Genomic DNA, 16,930 nt, shown 5'->3' on the forward strand with positions numbered 1-16,930 from the left:
TCAACGTTAGTTTCTGATTTCTAAACTATTTTCGTTGTCCAGTTTTCCACATTCCATACTTCAGTTACCCAATCCTCATAAAATTCGGGTTCGTGGCATACCAGAAGAATCGTACCCTTGAATTCCTTTAAAGCACGTTTGAGCTCATCTTTTGCATCCACGTCAAGGTGATTTGTGGGCTCATCGAGTATGAGCCAGTTCACGTCCCTCAGCATAAGCTTGCACAGACGCACTTTTGCATTTTCACCGCCGCTCAAAACCATCATCTGGCTGGTGATGTGCTCGGTGGTCAGGCCGCATTTGGCCAGCGCACCCCGCACCTCCGCGTTTGACATGCCCGGATAGTCATTCCATACCTCATCCAGTGCCGTATTTGAATTATACCTCTCCGACTCCTGCTCAAAATACCCGGAATACAGATAATCGTCCAGTTTTACTTCACCGGCAAAAGGTTTCTGAATCCCCAGCAGCGTTTTTAATAAAGTGGATTTGCCCAAACCGTTGACGCCTTTTATTGCCACCTTTTGCCCACGTTCGAGAGATATGTTCAAAGTGCCGGTGAGGGCGGATTCATATCCAATTACAAGGTTATGTGTCTGGAACACATACCGTCCGGGGGCCCTGGCTTCTCTGAACTTGAATACAGGCTTTACCTTTTCCTTCACCTTCTCGATGATCTCCATTTTGTCCAGTTTCTTCTGTCTGCTCTTGGCCATGTTTGTAGTGGCAACTCTCGCCTTGTTCCTGGCAATGAAGTCCTCGAGCTTTTCTATTTCTTTCTGCTGTTTTTCATAGGCCTGCATGGTCTGCTGCTTTGACAGCTGATACATTCTCTGGAATTCGTCATAATTTCCTGAATATCTTGTGAGCACCGCATTTTCAACGTGATAAATCACGTTTACAACATCGTTAAGAAACGGGATATCATGGGATACCAGTATAAACGCATTTTCATATTCCTTCAGATAGTTTTTAAGCCAGTTTATATGGTTCTCATCCAGGAAGTTGGTAGGCTCGTCCAGAATCAGTATCATGGGATTTTGCAGCAGCAGCTTGGTCAGCAGAACCTTGGCCCTCTGGCCTCCGCTGAGATTTCCCACATCGGTTTCAAGACCTATGTCTCCAAGGCCGAGACCATTTGCCACCTCTTCTATCTTGGAGTCCAGAATGTAGAAGCCGTTGTGTTCAAGTACATTCTGAATGTCTCCTACATCCTCTATCATGGCATTTATTTCACTTTCGGGAACATCCGCCATTTTTTCATACAACTCAAGCATTTCCCTTTCCAGATCAAACATGTATTGAAAGGCTTCTCTCAATGCCTCCCGGATGGTTTTACCCGGCGTCAGCACAGTGTGCTGGTCCAGATATCCGGTGGTTATTCTGTTGCACCACTCGACCCTGCCTTCGTCAGGCATAAGTTTACCCGTTATAATATTTAAAAAGGTTGATTTACCTTCCCCATTTGCCCCTACAAGCCCCACATGCTCTCCCTTCAGAAGTCTGAAAGAGGCATCTTCCAGGATTTTTCTGGCTCCGAAGCCATGGCTTACGTTTTCTACGGTCAATATACTCATTTATTTGCCTCCGCAATATATACAAATGATTAGTTGTTTTTAGACAAAATCTTATCAGAATCAAAAAGGACATATTTAATCATCAAATAGTATAATGTATAAGCCGTTACAATGTCAAAAGAAAAGTGAACATTGACAATACATTTCACATGTAATAAAATTATTACATGTGAAATGTATTTATTTCTTAGCATATTTACTATTTATATTAAAATGAAATTATTTATCTGGAGGTAGTCCAATGGCAAGTTTTTTATTGTTGATAATTGCTGCTGTAGTTTTTCTGGCTATAATTGCCGCAGCAATCGTTATTGTTGTAGTAGTTACAAGATCAAAAACTCAAAATCAACTGAACGATTTAAATGCCTATAAATCTATGGCCAATAATTTAACGCTGTCCAACCAGGAAGTGCGGGAAGAGCTGGCGGAATTGAAAGAAAAGATAAATTCCATAGAAAAGCTGCTTAAGGAAGTTGAATAAGATGTCATCGGCCAGTGAATCCGCAGGTACTTCCGGCAATGATTTGATTAAAGTTTTTGAATCTCTGTCCCACCCATTAAGAATTAAAATTATGGGCATTTTATTTCAGAACAGACAGTATGTAAGTGAGCTTGCCAGAACGGTCAATATCAGCAGGCCTCTTCTCTACATGCACTTGCGCAAGTTGGAGGCAGCAAATTTAATAAGAGGAAATCATGAAATTTCAGAAGACGGTAAGGCAATGAAATATTATGAAATAAGTAATTTTGACCTGCACATTACCCCCGAATTACTGTCCGAAATTGCCCAAAGTGTGACAATTACTCAAGAGAGTAAAACTTAAATTCCTGGAATATAAAAAAATTAAAGCCAGCTAATCCTGAATGGGATTAAACTGGCTCTTTTTCTGGAACTAGACTAACAGTTAACCTCTTAATCTTTTGATCTGTATTTATTATTCAGGTGTATTGGTCTCTGCGGGTTTAACCTCCTGCGCTATTGCCGGATTCTTTTTCAGCAGATCCAGTACATTCATTCCTGTCAAAGCTTCAACTGTCTCGGGGAGTTGAGATATGATATCGGTGACATAACCGGAAACCTTGGCAGCACCTTTGGCCTCTCCGCCATTACCATTATCAACAATAACAATCTTTTCGGTTTTTGCAAGAGGACTTGCAATAGCCTGCGCAATATCAGGCAATTTTTCAATGATCATCTGGGTTACAGCTGCATCATTATACATCTTGAAGGCTTCAGCCTTCTTTGCCATTGCGGCGGCCTCAGCTTCACCCTTTGCTCTGATGATTTCAACCTCTGCCATACCTTCGGCTCTCTTTGCCTTTGCTTTGGCTTCACCTTCCATTTCAATAGCCTTCGCTCTTGCCTCGGCAGCCACAACTTCCCTGTACTTGCTGGCGTCAGCGATCTTTGACGCCTGATAGTTTTCAGCATCAGCCTGCTTCTTTACGGTTGCCTCCAGTTCCTTTTCCCTTCTGAGTGCTTCCTGCTCGGCAAGTTGGATCTCCTTCTGTTTCTTGACGATCTCAACCTGCATAGCCGTTTCAGCAACTTCCTGCTTGACTATATTTGACTTGATATCATACGCCAGGTCGGCATCCGCTTTGGCAGTCTGCTGATCCTTGTTGTAGGACTGAACCTTCAGTTCCTTGTCTCTTATTGCTTCGGCTATCTGGGTTTCAGCCTGGATTCTTGCAGCTTCACCTTCTCTGTTTGCTTCGGCAGTTTTAATTTTAGTCTCTTTTGTTGCATTTGCTTCGGCTATCTGTGCATCTCTTTTTACTTCGGCAATCCTTGGTTTTCCGAGAGCTTCCAGATATCCGTTCTTATCGGATATGTCCTTGATTGTCAAAACCTTGAGCTCAAGGCCCATATTCTGCAATTCGGTTGCCGCAACTCCCTGAACGTGTGATGCAAAGGTTTCCCTGTCCTTATATATCTCTTCAACTGTCATTCTTGAAACAATTTCACGCAGTTTACCTTCGAGTACCTGCTGAGTGGTTTTAGCAATAATACCCAACATGTAGTCCAGACCCTTTGAGGTATTGAACTGTTCAGCAGCCGATAGGATGGAGTCCTTATCCGACTTGACTTTTACAACTGCCACACCGTCAGCAACTATACCAACACCCTGTGAGGTCAATGCACCGTCAATTCTGATATCAATCTGCATATTTTCCAGAGATATGACATCAGTTCTTTCCAGCATGGGAACTACAACTCCGCCTCCGCCTGTAATGACTCTTCTGCCTCTAAAACCTGTAACAACCAATGCCTTGTCCTGTGGAACCTTCTTGTACATTGAAATAAATGTAAACAGTAAAATAAAGAGAACCACAATTATCAATGCTGGTATTAAATATACTGAATAATCCATTTTTGACACTCCTTTTGTTTATTTATATATTAACTCTCTTACAGACACTATACTGCACCGTTATTATGAATCCATTCATTTCAGTACTGCCGATGCATATAATTTCCGCCGGGAGTTTCTATAACACAATTTATTGCATTAGATCAATTCATCTTTTGCCTAAATTTCCTGCATTTCGCTTACATAAAAGGTATTGTTCTCGATCCTGCAGATGATTACCCTCTGTCCCTGGCTTACGGCTTTATCTTCGATATGTCTGGCAGGTCCGGTACACTTTAAGGAATTGACAGTATACTGAATGGTGCCAAAGCCTTCTTCCAAAATATTGGTCGTAACTTCAGCCTGTATTCCTATCAACTGCTCTCTTGATACGTTGGAGGTGTTTTCGCTTTTGTAGACAGGCTTTACAACAAAGTTATAAAGAATGGCAGAAACAACTATGGCCGATACCAGTGCTGCGGCAAAAACAATTGCCGAACTCCAGCTGGAAAGCTTGACTCCCATTATTCCAAATCCGCCGAAAACCGTAAGAAAGGATACGGCCACCAAAGGGTTAATCAATACCGAAAACCAGGATAATATGCCATGGGACCCTCCTGTGTTTTCAGGAGCACCATGATCCCCATGCATATCACCGCCATGGTGTCCCGGGCTGTGGTCTACCTGCCCCATGCTTCCGGCATCCGAATGGATATGCCCTATTTCAGCATGCCCTATTTCAGCATGGCCTATATCCACATGACCGTGATGTCCGAAATGTCCGTCCACGCCGGAGCCCACATCCCCTCCTCCGTGAAAGGCACCTGATATACCGCTGATCACCAGAGATACAAAGGTGTAAAAAACCCCCACCAAAAATACTACTATATAAAAGTAATACATACCGCCTTCACCCCCATCATTTACCAATTGTATAAATTTTCCTCTGAATTCATTGATTTAATTATAACTGAATCACTTGCTTTTCACAAATAGCAATATGAACCTATTTAGAATGAACTCAACTGTTTTAAGCATTTGCATTTGCTTTGTGTACAGGTGCAGTTCAAAGCTTTTATTTAGTGTTGTTATTGCCATTTCTCTCGTTTTTGCACTGCTGCCAGAATTTGAGACATACGTTTAGACTATAAGCCGGTGTTGTTCCCGGCCTTATTGTGAAAAAGGCATTAACGAAGTAGTTAATGCCCCTTTTTTAAGTATTTATTGTTTAAATCATTTTTCCAATCAGCTTATTCCTGATGATTTTCTCAGACTTTGCCCTGTTATTTTTACTGAGTGTTTGTGCAGCTAAATCAAATGCTTTATTTATGATTGCATCACTCATTTGAAACTCTTTAGCTGCAAGTTCCATAACAATTTTGTCATGTTTGGGACTGTAGAGTCCGTTTTTCTTTTCCAGCTTTTTATATTGCTGCTGGCAAAATTCATATATTTCCAAACATTTTTTAGAATCCAACAAAGCTACACACTCCTTTCAATAATTTTATACCACCATTTAATGCTTCATAAACATTATACTTTAAAATTATTAATAATTTGTGTAGATTTTATGAAGATTATATTACTTTTAATGCAAATTATTTAAGAAGTTATTAATAGCCGGTCAAATAACAACTTAATAACATCATATTGGAATTATATATTTGAATGTTTTTAATAAAATTTACACATATTTATATTGACCCAAGTAAATTTTTGAAAGGATTGATATAATGCAAAATCATAAAAAGCAGGACAGTATATCAGTTAATATAATAAGTGAGCAGAACGAGGTAAAACCTGCGGCCCAAAAACCGTCCGGCAATGCCGGAAAGGATCCCTTCTGTGTCTACGATCATAAAAGACATGCTGTGGGTTCAATAATTGTCAACGAAGACGGCACACAGTCAGTATGCTGCGAGGACGGTTCCTGGAGAAACAAATAACCACATTGCGCAAAGCTTCAAGTGGTTCCCGATGGCAGCAATATTGGAATTCAAGTGTTTTGGCTGGGGCAGAATTACCCGGACAGCCTGTCACGGGCGGCTGCTCAAAAGGCCTCTGCGGCTTGCCGGCTAAAACACTTGTATTCAAATAAAATTTCATGCATATACCTTCTCATTTGCCGTCCTGCATCCAGTCACAGGCTTCCTCAATGACACCGGCCAGCTTCTCCAGTCCGGAAGCATCCTCGGTATCAAATCTTCCTATTAAAGGACTGTCTATGTCCAAAACCCCGACGACCTTACCCTTGCACCTCAATGGAATAACTATTTCGGAATTCGAGGCCGAGTCACAGGCTATATGCCCGGGGAACCGGTGCACATCCTCAACCAGCTGGGTTTTGTTTTCCAGTACCGCTGTTCCGCATACACCTTTTCCTGCTGCAATACGGACACAGGCCACTTTCCCCTGAAACGGGCCCAATATCAGCTCATTATTTTTCATAAGGTAAAAACCGACCCAGTTGATATTGTCCAGGACTTCATTGAGAAGTGCCGACACATTTGCCAGATTGGCAGTCATATCATGCTCGCCTTCAAGCAATGCTTTCATCTGGGAGTGGAGCAATTTATACATTTCAGCCTTTTCTTCGGGATATGATGCATTAATATCTTTCATATTGTGAATTCCTTTTTTGATTGAGGCTGTCATCAGGTTCAGCCTTTTTTGCTTGTTTCCTGTCATTCTGCGTATTAAAAATATTTTCCGAGTTTATGAATTTCTCAAGCTCCAGGCTGTTCTTAAGTCTCAAGGCTTCGGCCTTCAGTTCGATCTCAGCCTTCAGCTGCTGTCTTTTCAGCAGGTAATCCTTAACCTCATGAAACAATCTTGGCCCGAATATAAGCACCAGCGCAACTACAGGAATAAGAATATCTTTACCCATATATGATAAATCCTCCGTACATCCGCATTAACCTGCAAATCCTATTTGCCCAATAATACTTTAATTATAGCACATATAACATGTACATAACCAGCGGATTTTGGTAATAATTTATCCGAATATTAAGTTTTAGGGACGTTTTATATAAACAACCTTATTTGATTTCCGATCTCTCCCGATACAAGTCCTCCGTGGTAGCAGACCACTCTTTCAATATCATAGTCCAATAAGGTCTCAAGTGATTTTCTTGCCTGAACCATATCATAGGTATGTACCGGGTTGGGTCCTGCAAGCTTTCCATCGCCGGCATTCAGTGCATCGCCAGCAATAAGGGTCCTGTATTTTTCAAGATATATGCTGATATGTCCGGGAGTATGTCCTGCAGTATGGATAATCTTCAGACCGCCGCCGCAGGGCAGCACCTGCCCGTGATTAAGGGTATCCGTCACTTCTGGCTTATTGCTTGAAAACATTTCATCATATTCTTTTCTCTGTTCAGGGGTCAATTGAGCCAGTTCCTGTTTCTTTTTCTCCAGCATTTCCTTTGTAAATTTGATTGGCATCCGTTCGGCCTGGATATACGGCTTTTCAAGTTCATGTGAATATATCTGGATTTTACTTTCTTCCGGTTTATCGTTATTTACAGTCTTAACAATTTGCGCCAGGCTCCCGATATGATCCATGTCCTGATGTGTAATAATTATTTTCGTGAGCCCCTCAGGCTGGAACCCCTCCTTTTTTATGAGTTCCATTATGCTTTGAGTCTGGCCCGGCAGTCCTGCATCGATTAGTACAACCTCCTTTTCATCCCATAATAAAACAGGATAAATAAATCCCATATTTGGAACATTGGGTTCCAGTTCAAGCACGGCAAATCCTTCTTCTACTTTCATAATAAGCGAGGCTTGGCCTCTCCACCTCCATCTTGTATTTATTGATTTTTATGATAATCCATCAGAAAAATTTTTGTTTCATCAACCCATTTAAGCGATGCCTCAAGAGAGGTTATCCCGTATCTTAAGGCTGCCAGCCAGAAAGGGTACTGCGGCTTTTTCTTAGCATCATCACTGCCCATATAGTAGGAATGAATCTGGTCCAGCTGTTTGTACTTAAGCTCGTTCCTTACCTTTGCCTCCTCAAGCATTGCCAGGATATCTTCGAGTTCCATCCTGTTGCCAAAGGATAATTTTAGAAGCAGCTCAGATCTTTCAGGCTGGTATTCCACCGGTTCAGCCAGCCAGGCTCTCAAAACTGCAGCTCCTTTATCGGTGATATGGTAGCTTTTCCTTCTCACAGCTTCATCGGGGGAATCCCTTGCAATAAGGCCCGAACTCTCCAGCCGTGATAATACCGGATAGAGATGTCCGAAATTTTCATTCCAGAAGTAGGATATACTCTTGTCGCAGAATTTCTTGATGTCGTAGCCAGACATTGGCCCTAACAGGCTGAGCACTCCAAGCACAGCGTACATCGTTTTATTTTTCATAAGTTCTCCTTAAACAAAATGTATCAGAGTGATATAATGAAAGTATATCACTCTGATACATTTTGTCAATAACATAAAAATATCTCACATATATTTAAATTTGTATTAGTTTTGTGCCACGCCTTTATAATCAAACATTTTTTCCAGGACCGAATAAGCATTTTTATTTTTTGCTTTTGCCATCTCATCCTTCGTATACTCAACCCTGACAGCCAAATAATAATCTTTTTCGGGAAAGCCCAGATCAAGCAGAAATTTAATTTTTTCGGTGGGCAGGGCATATATATGCGTTTCGCTTTGTCCCTCCAATTTTGACATTACTTCGGGGTTATTTCCCACATCCAGTCCATGGCTTTTTGCCACATCATCCAAAGGTTCAAAAACTCCCTGCTCTTTATATATTTGCAGAGTATTCCCATCCACAAGCACAATCTGGGCGCCATCCGAGGAGAATTCAAGATCAACCCTGGGTCCCATCAGAGGCACAAAACCCAAAGCCTTCTTACTGTCATTATTGACATCCCTGATAACTGTCTCAAAATATTTATTGACATCCTCCTGTGCCTTCTCTTCGATCTCCCTTCCGTCGGTAACATATCCGATCTGAATATCCGGCTCGGTACCGCCGCTTGAAAGTACAATAATCGCCACTGCAGTAACAAGAAGAAGTATGCCCACTATTACATAATTCCTGTAATAATACCAAAAATCCGAAAGCTTGCTTGCCATTTGCCCGTTCCTCTCTTTTCATGTAAATATTTGACCGGTATTCATTTCCTTGATTTATCTTAATTTACATTATATAGGCTGGCAGTACATCAATGTCAATACTATTTTTAAGTGCAGGTATTTTTGTTGAATTTTTAGTACTTTGAGCATATACTCAGAGCCCATGGACTGCCTGCATTAAATTGGCTTTTTTGTCCCTGTACATAAAAGCTGCCGACAGGATTATCACCAGTCCTGATACCGACAGTATAATAAACGGATGTATTCTGTCAATTGTCAGCCCGGTAATAATAATCCCAAGGGGCGCTATTCCATTGGCCAAAGTCCCCAGTATTCCTGTTAATCTCCCCCTCAGCTCTTCGGGAGTCAATCTCTGAAGCGCCACCAATATGGGAGTGTTGATTGCAACCAATACCACTCCCAAGCCAAGCAGAAGAATGCTGTTATAGGCAACCAATACGACTGTAAGGTTCAGCACAGGAAGCCCCAAAGCCGGCAGACCTACCATTATAACAATTATTCCGATCAGCGCAAGCTGGGCAGCAAGTTCCTTTGTGGTCTTCCGGCTTTCTTTCCTGCTTCCGAGTATAATCGAGCAGACAATCATTCCACTGAAATAGCAGCCTTCAAATATTCCGAAATATGTAGAATTCATTTTCAGTACAGTGTTGATGATATATGGATAAACGACGCTGAGACATGCATTGAGAAATAAATTTATGATCAGGACATACTTAAGCAATGAACAAATTACTTTTTGTTGTTTCAAAAAACTAATTATTTCGCTTATTTCCTGTTTGAGGTTTTTTAAGTTCTTCTTATCCGGAATTGCAGATGAATCTTTCTTTTGATTGAAGTGAAAATTTATGAAAAATTCCAGGGCAGCTGAAATGAAAAAGGATGCGGCATTCAAGATTAAAAATAAATAAATGCTCACCATTCCAAATATCACTCCTGCAATTATGGGAGATATAACACCTGCAATAGCCCCTGCCGTCGATGTAAAGGAATTTATTTTTACAAGGCTCCGGTCATCCACCAGATCAGGGAGCGAGGACAGCAAAGATGTGTCATAAAAAACATTTATTGCAGACAGCAGAAAGCTGACAATGTAAATCTGGAGAATCTTGAACCCGGCCATTTCCGAATAACCCAGCAGCCCGGCAACTATCAGTCCGCTTAATATATCAAAAGCAATGGTGAGCTTTTTCCGGTCCATCCTATCCGCCAGCACACCGGCAAAGGGGCCCAGGACTATTCTCGGCAGCATTCCGATCAGAACGTTCAATGCAAAGGAAGCACCTGAGCCTGTCATTTTCAGTATGAACAACGATAGTGCGAAATTATAAATACTTGTTCCAAGCAGTGAAATAGTTTTGGATGTCAAATATAAAGTTATATTTAACTTTTCTGCATATGTATTCTTTTTGTTTTTCCCACCCTGTACATTTTCCAAGTAATCCATATGAATATCTCCTCAATTATATAATTTTGAAAGACCCGTCGTATCCTGAAACATTCAGGTATTTCACGAGTTAAGTTTAATTTGACTTAACTTATATTTCATATTAATCCCCAAAACCAATATTGTCAACAAATTTGTTTAATACAGTTAAACTTTGGTAATCCAGTTTTAACCCTGCTATTGTATATCTTCTAGAAATATACTATAATTCTATTAAGTAAGATAATTCAGTAACAGAGTTTACCATAAAGTTAAATTCTGTTTAACAAACAATTTGAAAGGATGGATATCTTGATAGATAAAGCAGGAGAAAAGATTCGAGCGCTGAGAAAAGCCCATAAAATGACTCAATCTCAATTGGCCGGCAATGAATTGACCAAAAGTATGTTAAGCCAGATTGAAAACAATATTTCAAACCCATCCTTTAAAACACTTCAGTATCTTGCTGACAGACTGGGAAAACCTGTGAGCTATTTTCTTGAGGAAAATTACATTGAAAGGGGCATGCAGGACCAGTCTGTTTATGAGGATATGGTTATATTAACCGAAATCAACCGATTAATAGACTCAGGCCAGCTTGAGCTTGCCCAAAAACAGCTTGCTGATGTTCCTGAAATTATTTTAACAGCTTTTATTAATAAAAAAACATATGCAGACCTTTTATTAAAGCTGGGCAGTAAATTAAACAGCTCAGGCCGTATTGAGGAAAGCAGGGCCTGTCTGAATAAATCCATTAAACAATATGTCTCCGCCAATCTTTACGTGGAAGCCGCAAAGGCCTATGTCGAGCTGGCTTTCAGCTTCTACCGGCAGTTCGATTACCAGGAATGCCTCAAACTGTCCGAAAAGGCTTTTGAGCTATATGATAAGGAAATAAATAAAGAACCCTTGTTTGAAATCGAATTGTATTATTATAAAATATTGGTGTTTTTTGCAGTAGGGGATATGAAAAGTGCATCCGATGCAATCAGCAAGACAATAGAACTTTCTTCCCAGACGTCCGTTTACTTCAAAACCGGAGAATTATACAGGCTCAATGCAATTTTTAATTATCTGAGTTCCGACCGGGAGCTGTATAGAATAAACCTTGATAAATCAAAACAATATGCCGAGTTTACAGAAGATAATGTTTGCATTGCAAAGATATACACTGTTGAAGCATATTTTTCACTGGAAGAGAATAATTGGGAAAGAGCCCTGGAATATTCGGAAAAAATCAAATTCCACCTGGGATATGAAACATACATATACCATCTGGTCCGCGGCAAGGCACTGTTTCTGGCAGGCAATTACCGTCGGGCATACGAAAGCATAGTAAAGGTAGATTATCCATCCGGCGAGGCACACTGGTTTGACTATCTGAACATGTGGTCGGCCAAAGTATATGAAGGGCTGATACTGAATAAACTCGGCAGATATGACGAAGCTGTTGAGGCGGTAAAATACGGGATTGAGAAAATGTCTCTTTTCAAGGAATCAAAATTTTTGGTAAACGCATACAGGGCCTTAAGCGATATTTATTCCGAAGCAGGTGACTTCAAAAACGCCTTTACCGCTTTAAAAATTGCCAACGAGCTTCAGGAGAAGGTAAATAACGGCAGCATTTTGTTTTAAATCACATACCGTCCATCGCATTAAAGGATCATAACCTGTTTATCTTGTTATGATCCTTTGCATAATAAAATTGTTATTATTCTCTAAGATTTCTTATTATACCATTTATACCATTACTTCCGAATGTCTTTGATAAGTTCAACGGCATTATAGAGCAGTTCGGCAGCTTCGGCGCGGGTAATCTCGTCTTTGGGATAGAAATTCCCCTCTTCATCAAGCTCTGCCACACCATATATCAACGCTCTCTGAATGGCCCCGCCATACTGCTCCGACATCTGGTCGGCATCCTTTATTTCAGGCGGCATGATTTTCGGCAAAGGCAGTTTGTAATGCCTTTCCATCGCAGTAACCAGGGTGTTTGTAAACTGTTCTTTTGTCCAAAACCGGTTCATCTCTATGTCTTTATCTACTTCTACTCCATTAACGGAAGCAGTGATCAGAGCATTTGCATACCACGCATCATTATCGGCTTTGGTAAAATAATCAGTGGCTTTTGGTTCTTTTGCAAAACGTACCAGATTAAGGTTCAAGTCCAGAGCCTTTACCAGCATGTGCAGTGCCTGGACTGTTGTCACCCTTGAATTTGGTGAAAATATACCTTCACTGGTACCTGCTACAATTCCCCTTTCCTGCAGTGAAATTATCTTATCCTTTGCAGGTACGTCGGACAAATCCTTAAATGGTATTGAAACTGCTACTGCACTGAGTGTAACCGAGAGTGAAAGAACTGCTGCGGATAAAAGTGTAATTATTTTCTTTTTAAATGTCATGAAATCACCTCTTATTATCTTGTTATAAGGACTATGCAATATTAGACAATATATAAAAGAAAAATGTTCCATTTCAGAGCTCTAATATATATCTCAAATTTATCTCAGATTTATTTCAGTATGATTACTTTCACATAATATATGATCCCTCCTTCCCGGTAAAACTTTGCCGCAATATTCACTGTACCGGTTGTATGATAAATCAACTATTTTCCAAACATTATTCATTTGATATAAGTAAATTCTAATATTAAATAAATACTGTTTAAATTTATCCAACTATCAATTATAATAAAGGAATATGCTTATGCTTTGCATACAATAATATGATACACGCAGGTGGATTTTATGAACAAAGGATTAAAAAGATTATTAATCGGCAGACCATTAAAAAATGAAGAGATTCATGGAGAAAAATTTGGTGTCTTATGGGGACTGCCCATACTCTCCAGCGACGCAATTTCCTCGGTTGCCTATGCAGGGCAGGAAATTCTGCTGGTATTGCTTCCCATCGCCGGTTTTCTGGCCTTTAAATACATGGCCTACATTTCTCTGGCGATTATTGTGCTTTTAGGTATTCTGACTCTTTCATACCGCCAGACAATCGACTGTTACCCCAATGGCGGCGGTGCTTATGTGGTTGCTAAAGAAAATATAGGTTTGATTGCAGGAGTTACAGCCGGTTCATCACTGTGCATCAGCTATATACTGACAGTGGCTGTAAGTATTGCATCGGGTGTCCAGCAAATTGTATCTGCATTTCCTGTTTTAAAGCCATATACCTCCTACCTGTGCGTGCTTGTAATAATACTCATGACGCTGGGTAATCTGAGAGGTATAAAAGAATCTGCCAAGCTTTTCAGCCTTCCTACTTATTTCTTTATTTTTTCAATCCTTCTAATGCTTGTTGTAGGCGTTATAAAGATTTTTGCAGGATATAAGCCGGAGCCCCTTGTTTTGGATGAAAGCAGCTTTCAGCCTGTAACACTGTTTTTAATCCTCAGCGCATTTACAAACGGCTGTGCTGCACTTACAGGTGTCGAGGCCGTGAGCAACTCAGTACCAAATTTCAAAGAACCCTCCACTAAAAACGCAAAAGCGGTGCTGGCTCTTTTGTCAACCCTGGTTTTAATTGTTTTCGGAGGAACATCTATTATTGTCAATTACTATCCGATAAATCCCGAGAAGGGTGCAATGCTGGTCCAGATAGCCCAGATGATTTTCGGAAGAAATATATTCTTTTACACCATAACCGTTCTTTCCTTCGCCATTCTGGTACTGGCCGCCAATACCGCATATTTCGGGTTTCCAAATCTTATATCGGTAATGGCAAGAGAGGGTTATGTCCCAAGGCAGCTGAGTATGAGAGGGGACAGATTAAGTTTTTCAAATGGAATTATCTCTTTGTCGGCTATAGCAGCCCTGCTTATTTTAATATTTAATGCCAATGTAACAAGACTTATTGGTCTATATGCCATTGGAGTTTTTATATCATTTACTCTGTCACAGGCCGGCATGTTTTTCAGATGGATAAAAAACAAGGGTGACAATTGGGTCGTTAAAGCAGCAATAAACGGGTTTGGGGCATTTGTGACCTTTGTAATAGTAATCGTTATTGCAGTAACAAAGTTCACCATGGGAGCCTGGATCGTTGTAATTGTTATCCCCGTTATGATCTTCCTGATGCTGAAAGTAAAGACCCATTACATGGCTCTGCACAAGCAGTTAAAAATCAGCCCTGAAGAATTGAAGGATGTCAGTATCCCCAGAGATGTTTATACAAATAGAGTTATTGTGCCCATTGCAAGTATAAACAGGGCCAGTATACGTGCATTGAGATATGCCAGAACAATCTCAGACAATGTAGTGGCTTTTAATGTGTCTATTGATGAGGAACAGGGCAAAAAAGTACGTGAAAAATACAACATGCTGGACACCGATATACCTTTAATTGTCAAATACTCACCTTTCAGGAGGGTAGTTGAACCTCTTCTGATGTTTATAGAATCTGCCGAATACGATTATCAGAAGGGTGATATCATTACCGTTATTCTGCCGCAGTTTGTGGTAAAGAGGTGGTGGAACAACGCTCTTCACAATCATACAAGAGCTATAATAGAAAGGCAGCTCATAAGGCATAAACATATTGTTATCTGTACCATGCCTCTTCAAATGAAGGATGATGACAGGGTTCTTAAATCGCATAAATATAAATAGATAAAAAGAGCTGGATGACCCTTTATTGCGCATCCAGCTCTTTTTATTTGTCAATCCCTGCCCTTTATCTCAACAGCGGTCCTTATCAAGTCTATGAACTCAGAATCTTCCTTATTTAAGTCCATATCACCCATTTCATCCTTTAACACCTTATATACGTCTTCAAGGCTTGTATTGCTTGCCCAGGGACTGCCCTTGAGAATTTCAGCGGTCTGGGCCACCATTGTAATAAATTTGAATCTCGGCGTCGCATTATAAAAACTGTCACGGATTAAGGAAGACTTTATATTCTTGCTTATTTCAGTTATTCTGTCTGTGTCGGGGTTCTTATATCTTAACTTAACCGTACCGATATATTCCTGCGCCGTATTCTTAAGCTTCACCTCATATAATGCCGTAACGGCATGCCCCGCTCCGATTTCTCCCGCATCTACACTGTTGTTTCTGAAATCCTTATCTTCCAACGCTCTGTTTTCATAACCTATAAGCCTGTAACTTTCAATACTGTTTTTATCGAATTCAATCTGTGCCTTTGCGTCTTTAGCTATAACCTCCAATGTACCTGCCAGTTGGTCTATAAAGACCTTCCCGGCCTCATCAAGTGTATCGATATAAGCATAATTACCATCGCCTTTGTCGGCAAGTGTCTCCAGGAATATGTCATTAAAATTGTCCATTCCGAAACCAAGCGTTGTTAAAGTTATTCCTTTTGCTTTATAATCCTCAACCATTTTCAGAATATCTTCCGCTTTTGTTATACCCTGGTTTGCCACACCGTCGGTGCAAAGAATTATTCTGTTATTGCCATTTTCCATAAAGCTGTTGTAAGCCATATCGTAACCTAATATCAAACCTTCGGCGGCATTGGTGGAACCCTCCGGTTCCAGCTTATCAATAGCCCCAAGTATACGTTTTTTGTCATCTCCCGAAGCCGGCTCCAACAGCTTTCTTCCGTTTGTTCCATATACCACTATACCGATTTTATCATTTTTGCCCATCTGATCCACCAATATTTTAAGACTCTTCTTGACAAGTGTAAGCCTGTTATCCATTCCCATGGAGCCGGAGACATCAATAACAAAGGTCAGTGCCGTTCTTTTCAGATTGGCAGCAGAAACCTCCTTACCCTGTATTCCGACCTCCAGAACATGATATCCCCTGTTAAAAGCAGAAGGAGCCATCTCTGTAAAAATTGAAAAGGTGTCTCCTGATGAGACGGGATAATCCCGGTTAAAATAATTTATAAACTCTTCGACCCTGATAGCGTCCTTAGGCGGCAAAGAACCTGAATTAATGTACTTTCTGGCTATGGAATAGGAAGCCGTATCCACATCCAGAGAAAATGTTGACAGCGGCTGCTCCATTACATCTTTGAACGGATTTACTCCATAGTCCTTAAAATATGTACCTCTGTATTTTTTATCCTGTGACTGTGCCGCTTTGCCTGATTCAGTTTCATTATCGGCAGTTTGGGATCCGCCGTCTCTTATGTTTCCGGAATCTTCATCGATGGAATAAGTATCTTCCGAAGGCCTTACATAACCATTTAAGGTTTCATTGTTATTGCCTGCAGTAGCTTCTGCCGTGTCTGACCGGTTTGACTTTCCGCAGCTGCCCAAAAGGACCGTACAAATTAAAATAAGTAATAACCATAAAGTTCCCCATCTTCTGATGCCATTTAATAAACTTTTCATTTTTAAGCCCCCTTTATCTATATCTCTGCTGTTTTTAAATTCAATTTCATTATATGTTGGGCTTATTTCTTTTCTAATTCAATGTTGTAACAAAATTGTAACATTATAGTACAATGACACATTAAAAATCTGCCGGC

17 protein-coding genes are annotated in these 16,930 nt (G+C 40.5%); 5 read left to right on the forward strand and 12 right to left on the reverse strand.

Translation table 11 applies throughout. From position 1 onward, the window contains the following. Window positions 1-20: 20 nt before the first annotated feature. A complete protein-coding gene (locus T344_RS0107470) occupies window positions 21-1,577 on the reverse strand; it encodes an ABC-F family ATP-binding cassette domain-containing protein (protein ID WP_027628182.1) in 1,557 nt (518 codons plus the stop codon). Window positions 1,578-1,818: 241 nt separating this feature from the next. Between T344_RS0107470 and T344_RS0107475 the strand changes: the two genes are divergently transcribed. Together T344_RS0107475 and T344_RS0107480 are read left to right on the forward strand one after the other, a co-directional pair. Continuing rightward, window positions 1,819-2,058, forward strand: a complete 240-nt coding sequence (locus T344_RS0107475) for a hypothetical protein (RefSeq protein ID WP_027628183.1) — start codon at window positions 1,819-1,821, stop codon at window positions 2,056-2,058. A 1-nt stretch (window position 2,059) separates the two neighbouring features. Beyond that, a complete protein-coding gene (locus T344_RS0107480) occupies window positions 2,060-2,401 on the forward strand; it encodes an ArsR/SmtB family transcription factor (protein WP_027628184.1) in 342 nt (113 codons plus the stop codon). A gap of 111 nt (window positions 2,402-2,512) precedes the next feature. Here the strand turns inward: T344_RS0107480 and T344_RS0107485 are convergent, their stop codons facing one another. From T344_RS0107485 to T344_RS0107495, 3 genes are all read right to left on the reverse strand, one after another. Then, complete coding sequence (locus T344_RS0107485) at window positions 2,513-3,952, reverse strand: flotillin family protein (RefSeq protein ID WP_027628185.1); 1,440 nt, start codon at window positions 3,950-3,952, stop codon at window positions 2,513-2,515. A 159-nt stretch (window positions 3,953-4,111) separates the two neighbouring features. Next, window positions 4,112-4,834, reverse strand: a complete 723-nt coding sequence (locus T344_RS0107490) for an NfeD family membrane protein (RefSeq protein ID WP_027628186.1) — start codon at window positions 4,832-4,834, stop codon at window positions 4,112-4,114. A gap of 325 nt (window positions 4,835-5,159) precedes the next feature. Further along, complete coding sequence (locus T344_RS0107495; RefSeq protein ID WP_004623569.1) at window positions 5,160-5,411, reverse strand: hypothetical protein; 252 nt, start codon at window positions 5,409-5,411, stop codon at window positions 5,160-5,162. A 253-nt stretch (window positions 5,412-5,664) separates the two neighbouring features. Between T344_RS0107495 and T344_RS0107500 the strand changes: the two genes are divergently transcribed. Further along, on the forward strand, window positions 5,665-5,877 hold the full coding sequence (locus tag T344_RS0107500) for a hypothetical protein (RefSeq protein ID WP_004623544.1): 213 nt from the start codon (window positions 5,665-5,667) through the stop codon (window positions 5,875-5,877). Between the two features lie 172 nt (window positions 5,878-6,049). Here T344_RS0107500 and T344_RS0107510 read toward each other — a convergent pair whose 3' ends face one another. The 6 genes from T344_RS0107510 to T344_RS0107535 form a co-directional block, all read right to left on the reverse strand. Continuing rightward, window positions 6,050-6,553 (reverse strand): GAF domain-containing protein, encoded by a 504-nt coding sequence (locus T344_RS0107510; protein WP_027628187.1) that lies wholly within the window; start codon window positions 6,551-6,553, stop codon window positions 6,050-6,052. Next, window positions 6,540-6,818 (reverse strand): hypothetical protein, encoded by a 279-nt coding sequence (locus tag T344_RS0107515; RefSeq protein ID WP_004623510.1) that lies wholly within the window; start codon window positions 6,816-6,818, stop codon window positions 6,540-6,542. The genes T344_RS0107510 and T344_RS0107515 overlap by 14 nt, the downstream gene beginning before the upstream one ends. A 140-nt stretch (window positions 6,819-6,958) precedes the next feature. Next, entirely contained in the window at window positions 6,959-7,711 is a 753-nt protein-coding gene (locus T344_RS0107520) for an MBL fold metallo-hydrolase (RefSeq protein ID WP_027628188.1), read from the reverse strand. A gap of 38 nt (window positions 7,712-7,749) precedes the next feature. Then, on the reverse strand, window positions 7,750-8,304 hold the full coding sequence (locus T344_RS0107525; RefSeq protein WP_027628189.1) for a PadR family transcriptional regulator: 555 nt from the start codon (window positions 8,302-8,304) through the stop codon (window positions 7,750-7,752). Window positions 8,305-8,409: 105 nt separating this feature from the next. Further along, window positions 8,410-9,033: a hypothetical protein gene (locus tag T344_RS0107530; RefSeq protein WP_027628190.1), complete on the reverse strand. Its 624-nt coding sequence runs from the start codon at window positions 9,031-9,033 to the stop codon at window positions 8,410-8,412. 154 nt (window positions 9,034-9,187) lie between these two features. Then, window positions 9,188-10,498: an MFS transporter gene (locus T344_RS0107535; RefSeq protein ID WP_027628191.1), complete on the reverse strand. Its 1,311-nt coding sequence runs from the start codon at window positions 10,496-10,498 to the stop codon at window positions 9,188-9,190. A gap of 291 nt (window positions 10,499-10,789) precedes the next feature. On the opposite strand from T344_RS0107535, the gene T344_RS0107540 reads away from it, so the two are divergent. Continuing rightward, window positions 10,790-12,112: a helix-turn-helix transcriptional regulator gene (locus T344_RS0107540; RefSeq protein WP_027628192.1), complete on the forward strand. Its 1,323-nt coding sequence runs from the start codon at window positions 10,790-10,792 to the stop codon at window positions 12,110-12,112. Window positions 12,113-12,225: 113 nt separating this feature from the next. On the opposite strand, the gene T344_RS0107545 is transcribed toward T344_RS0107540, so the two are convergent. Next, window positions 12,226-12,882 carry an S-layer homology domain-containing protein gene (locus T344_RS0107545; RefSeq protein WP_027628193.1) on the reverse strand — a complete coding sequence of 219 codons (657 nt, stop codon included), beginning with the start codon at window positions 12,880-12,882 and terminating at the stop codon, window positions 12,226-12,228. A 348-nt stretch (window positions 12,883-13,230) separates the two neighbouring features. On the opposite strand from T344_RS0107545, the gene T344_RS0107550 reads away from it, so the two are divergent. Further along, entirely contained in the window at window positions 13,231-15,099 is a 1,869-nt protein-coding gene (locus T344_RS0107550) for an APC family permease (RefSeq protein WP_027628194.1), read from the forward strand. 50 nt (window positions 15,100-15,149) lie between these two features. Here the strand turns inward: T344_RS0107550 and T344_RS0107555 are convergent, their stop codons facing one another. Next, the gene (locus tag T344_RS0107555; protein WP_027628195.1) at window positions 15,150-16,793 is read right to left on the reverse strand and encodes a vWA domain-containing protein; all 1,644 of its coding nucleotides are present in this window, start codon (window positions 16,791-16,793) and stop codon (window positions 15,150-15,152) included. Window positions 16,794-16,930: the final 137 nt, after the last annotated feature.

Source organism: Ruminiclostridium cellobioparum DSM 1351 = ATCC 15832, from assembly GCF_000621505.1.
Classification (GTDB): domain Bacteria; phylum Bacillota; class Clostridia; order Acetivibrionales; family DSM-1351; genus Ruminiclostridium; species Ruminiclostridium cellobioparum.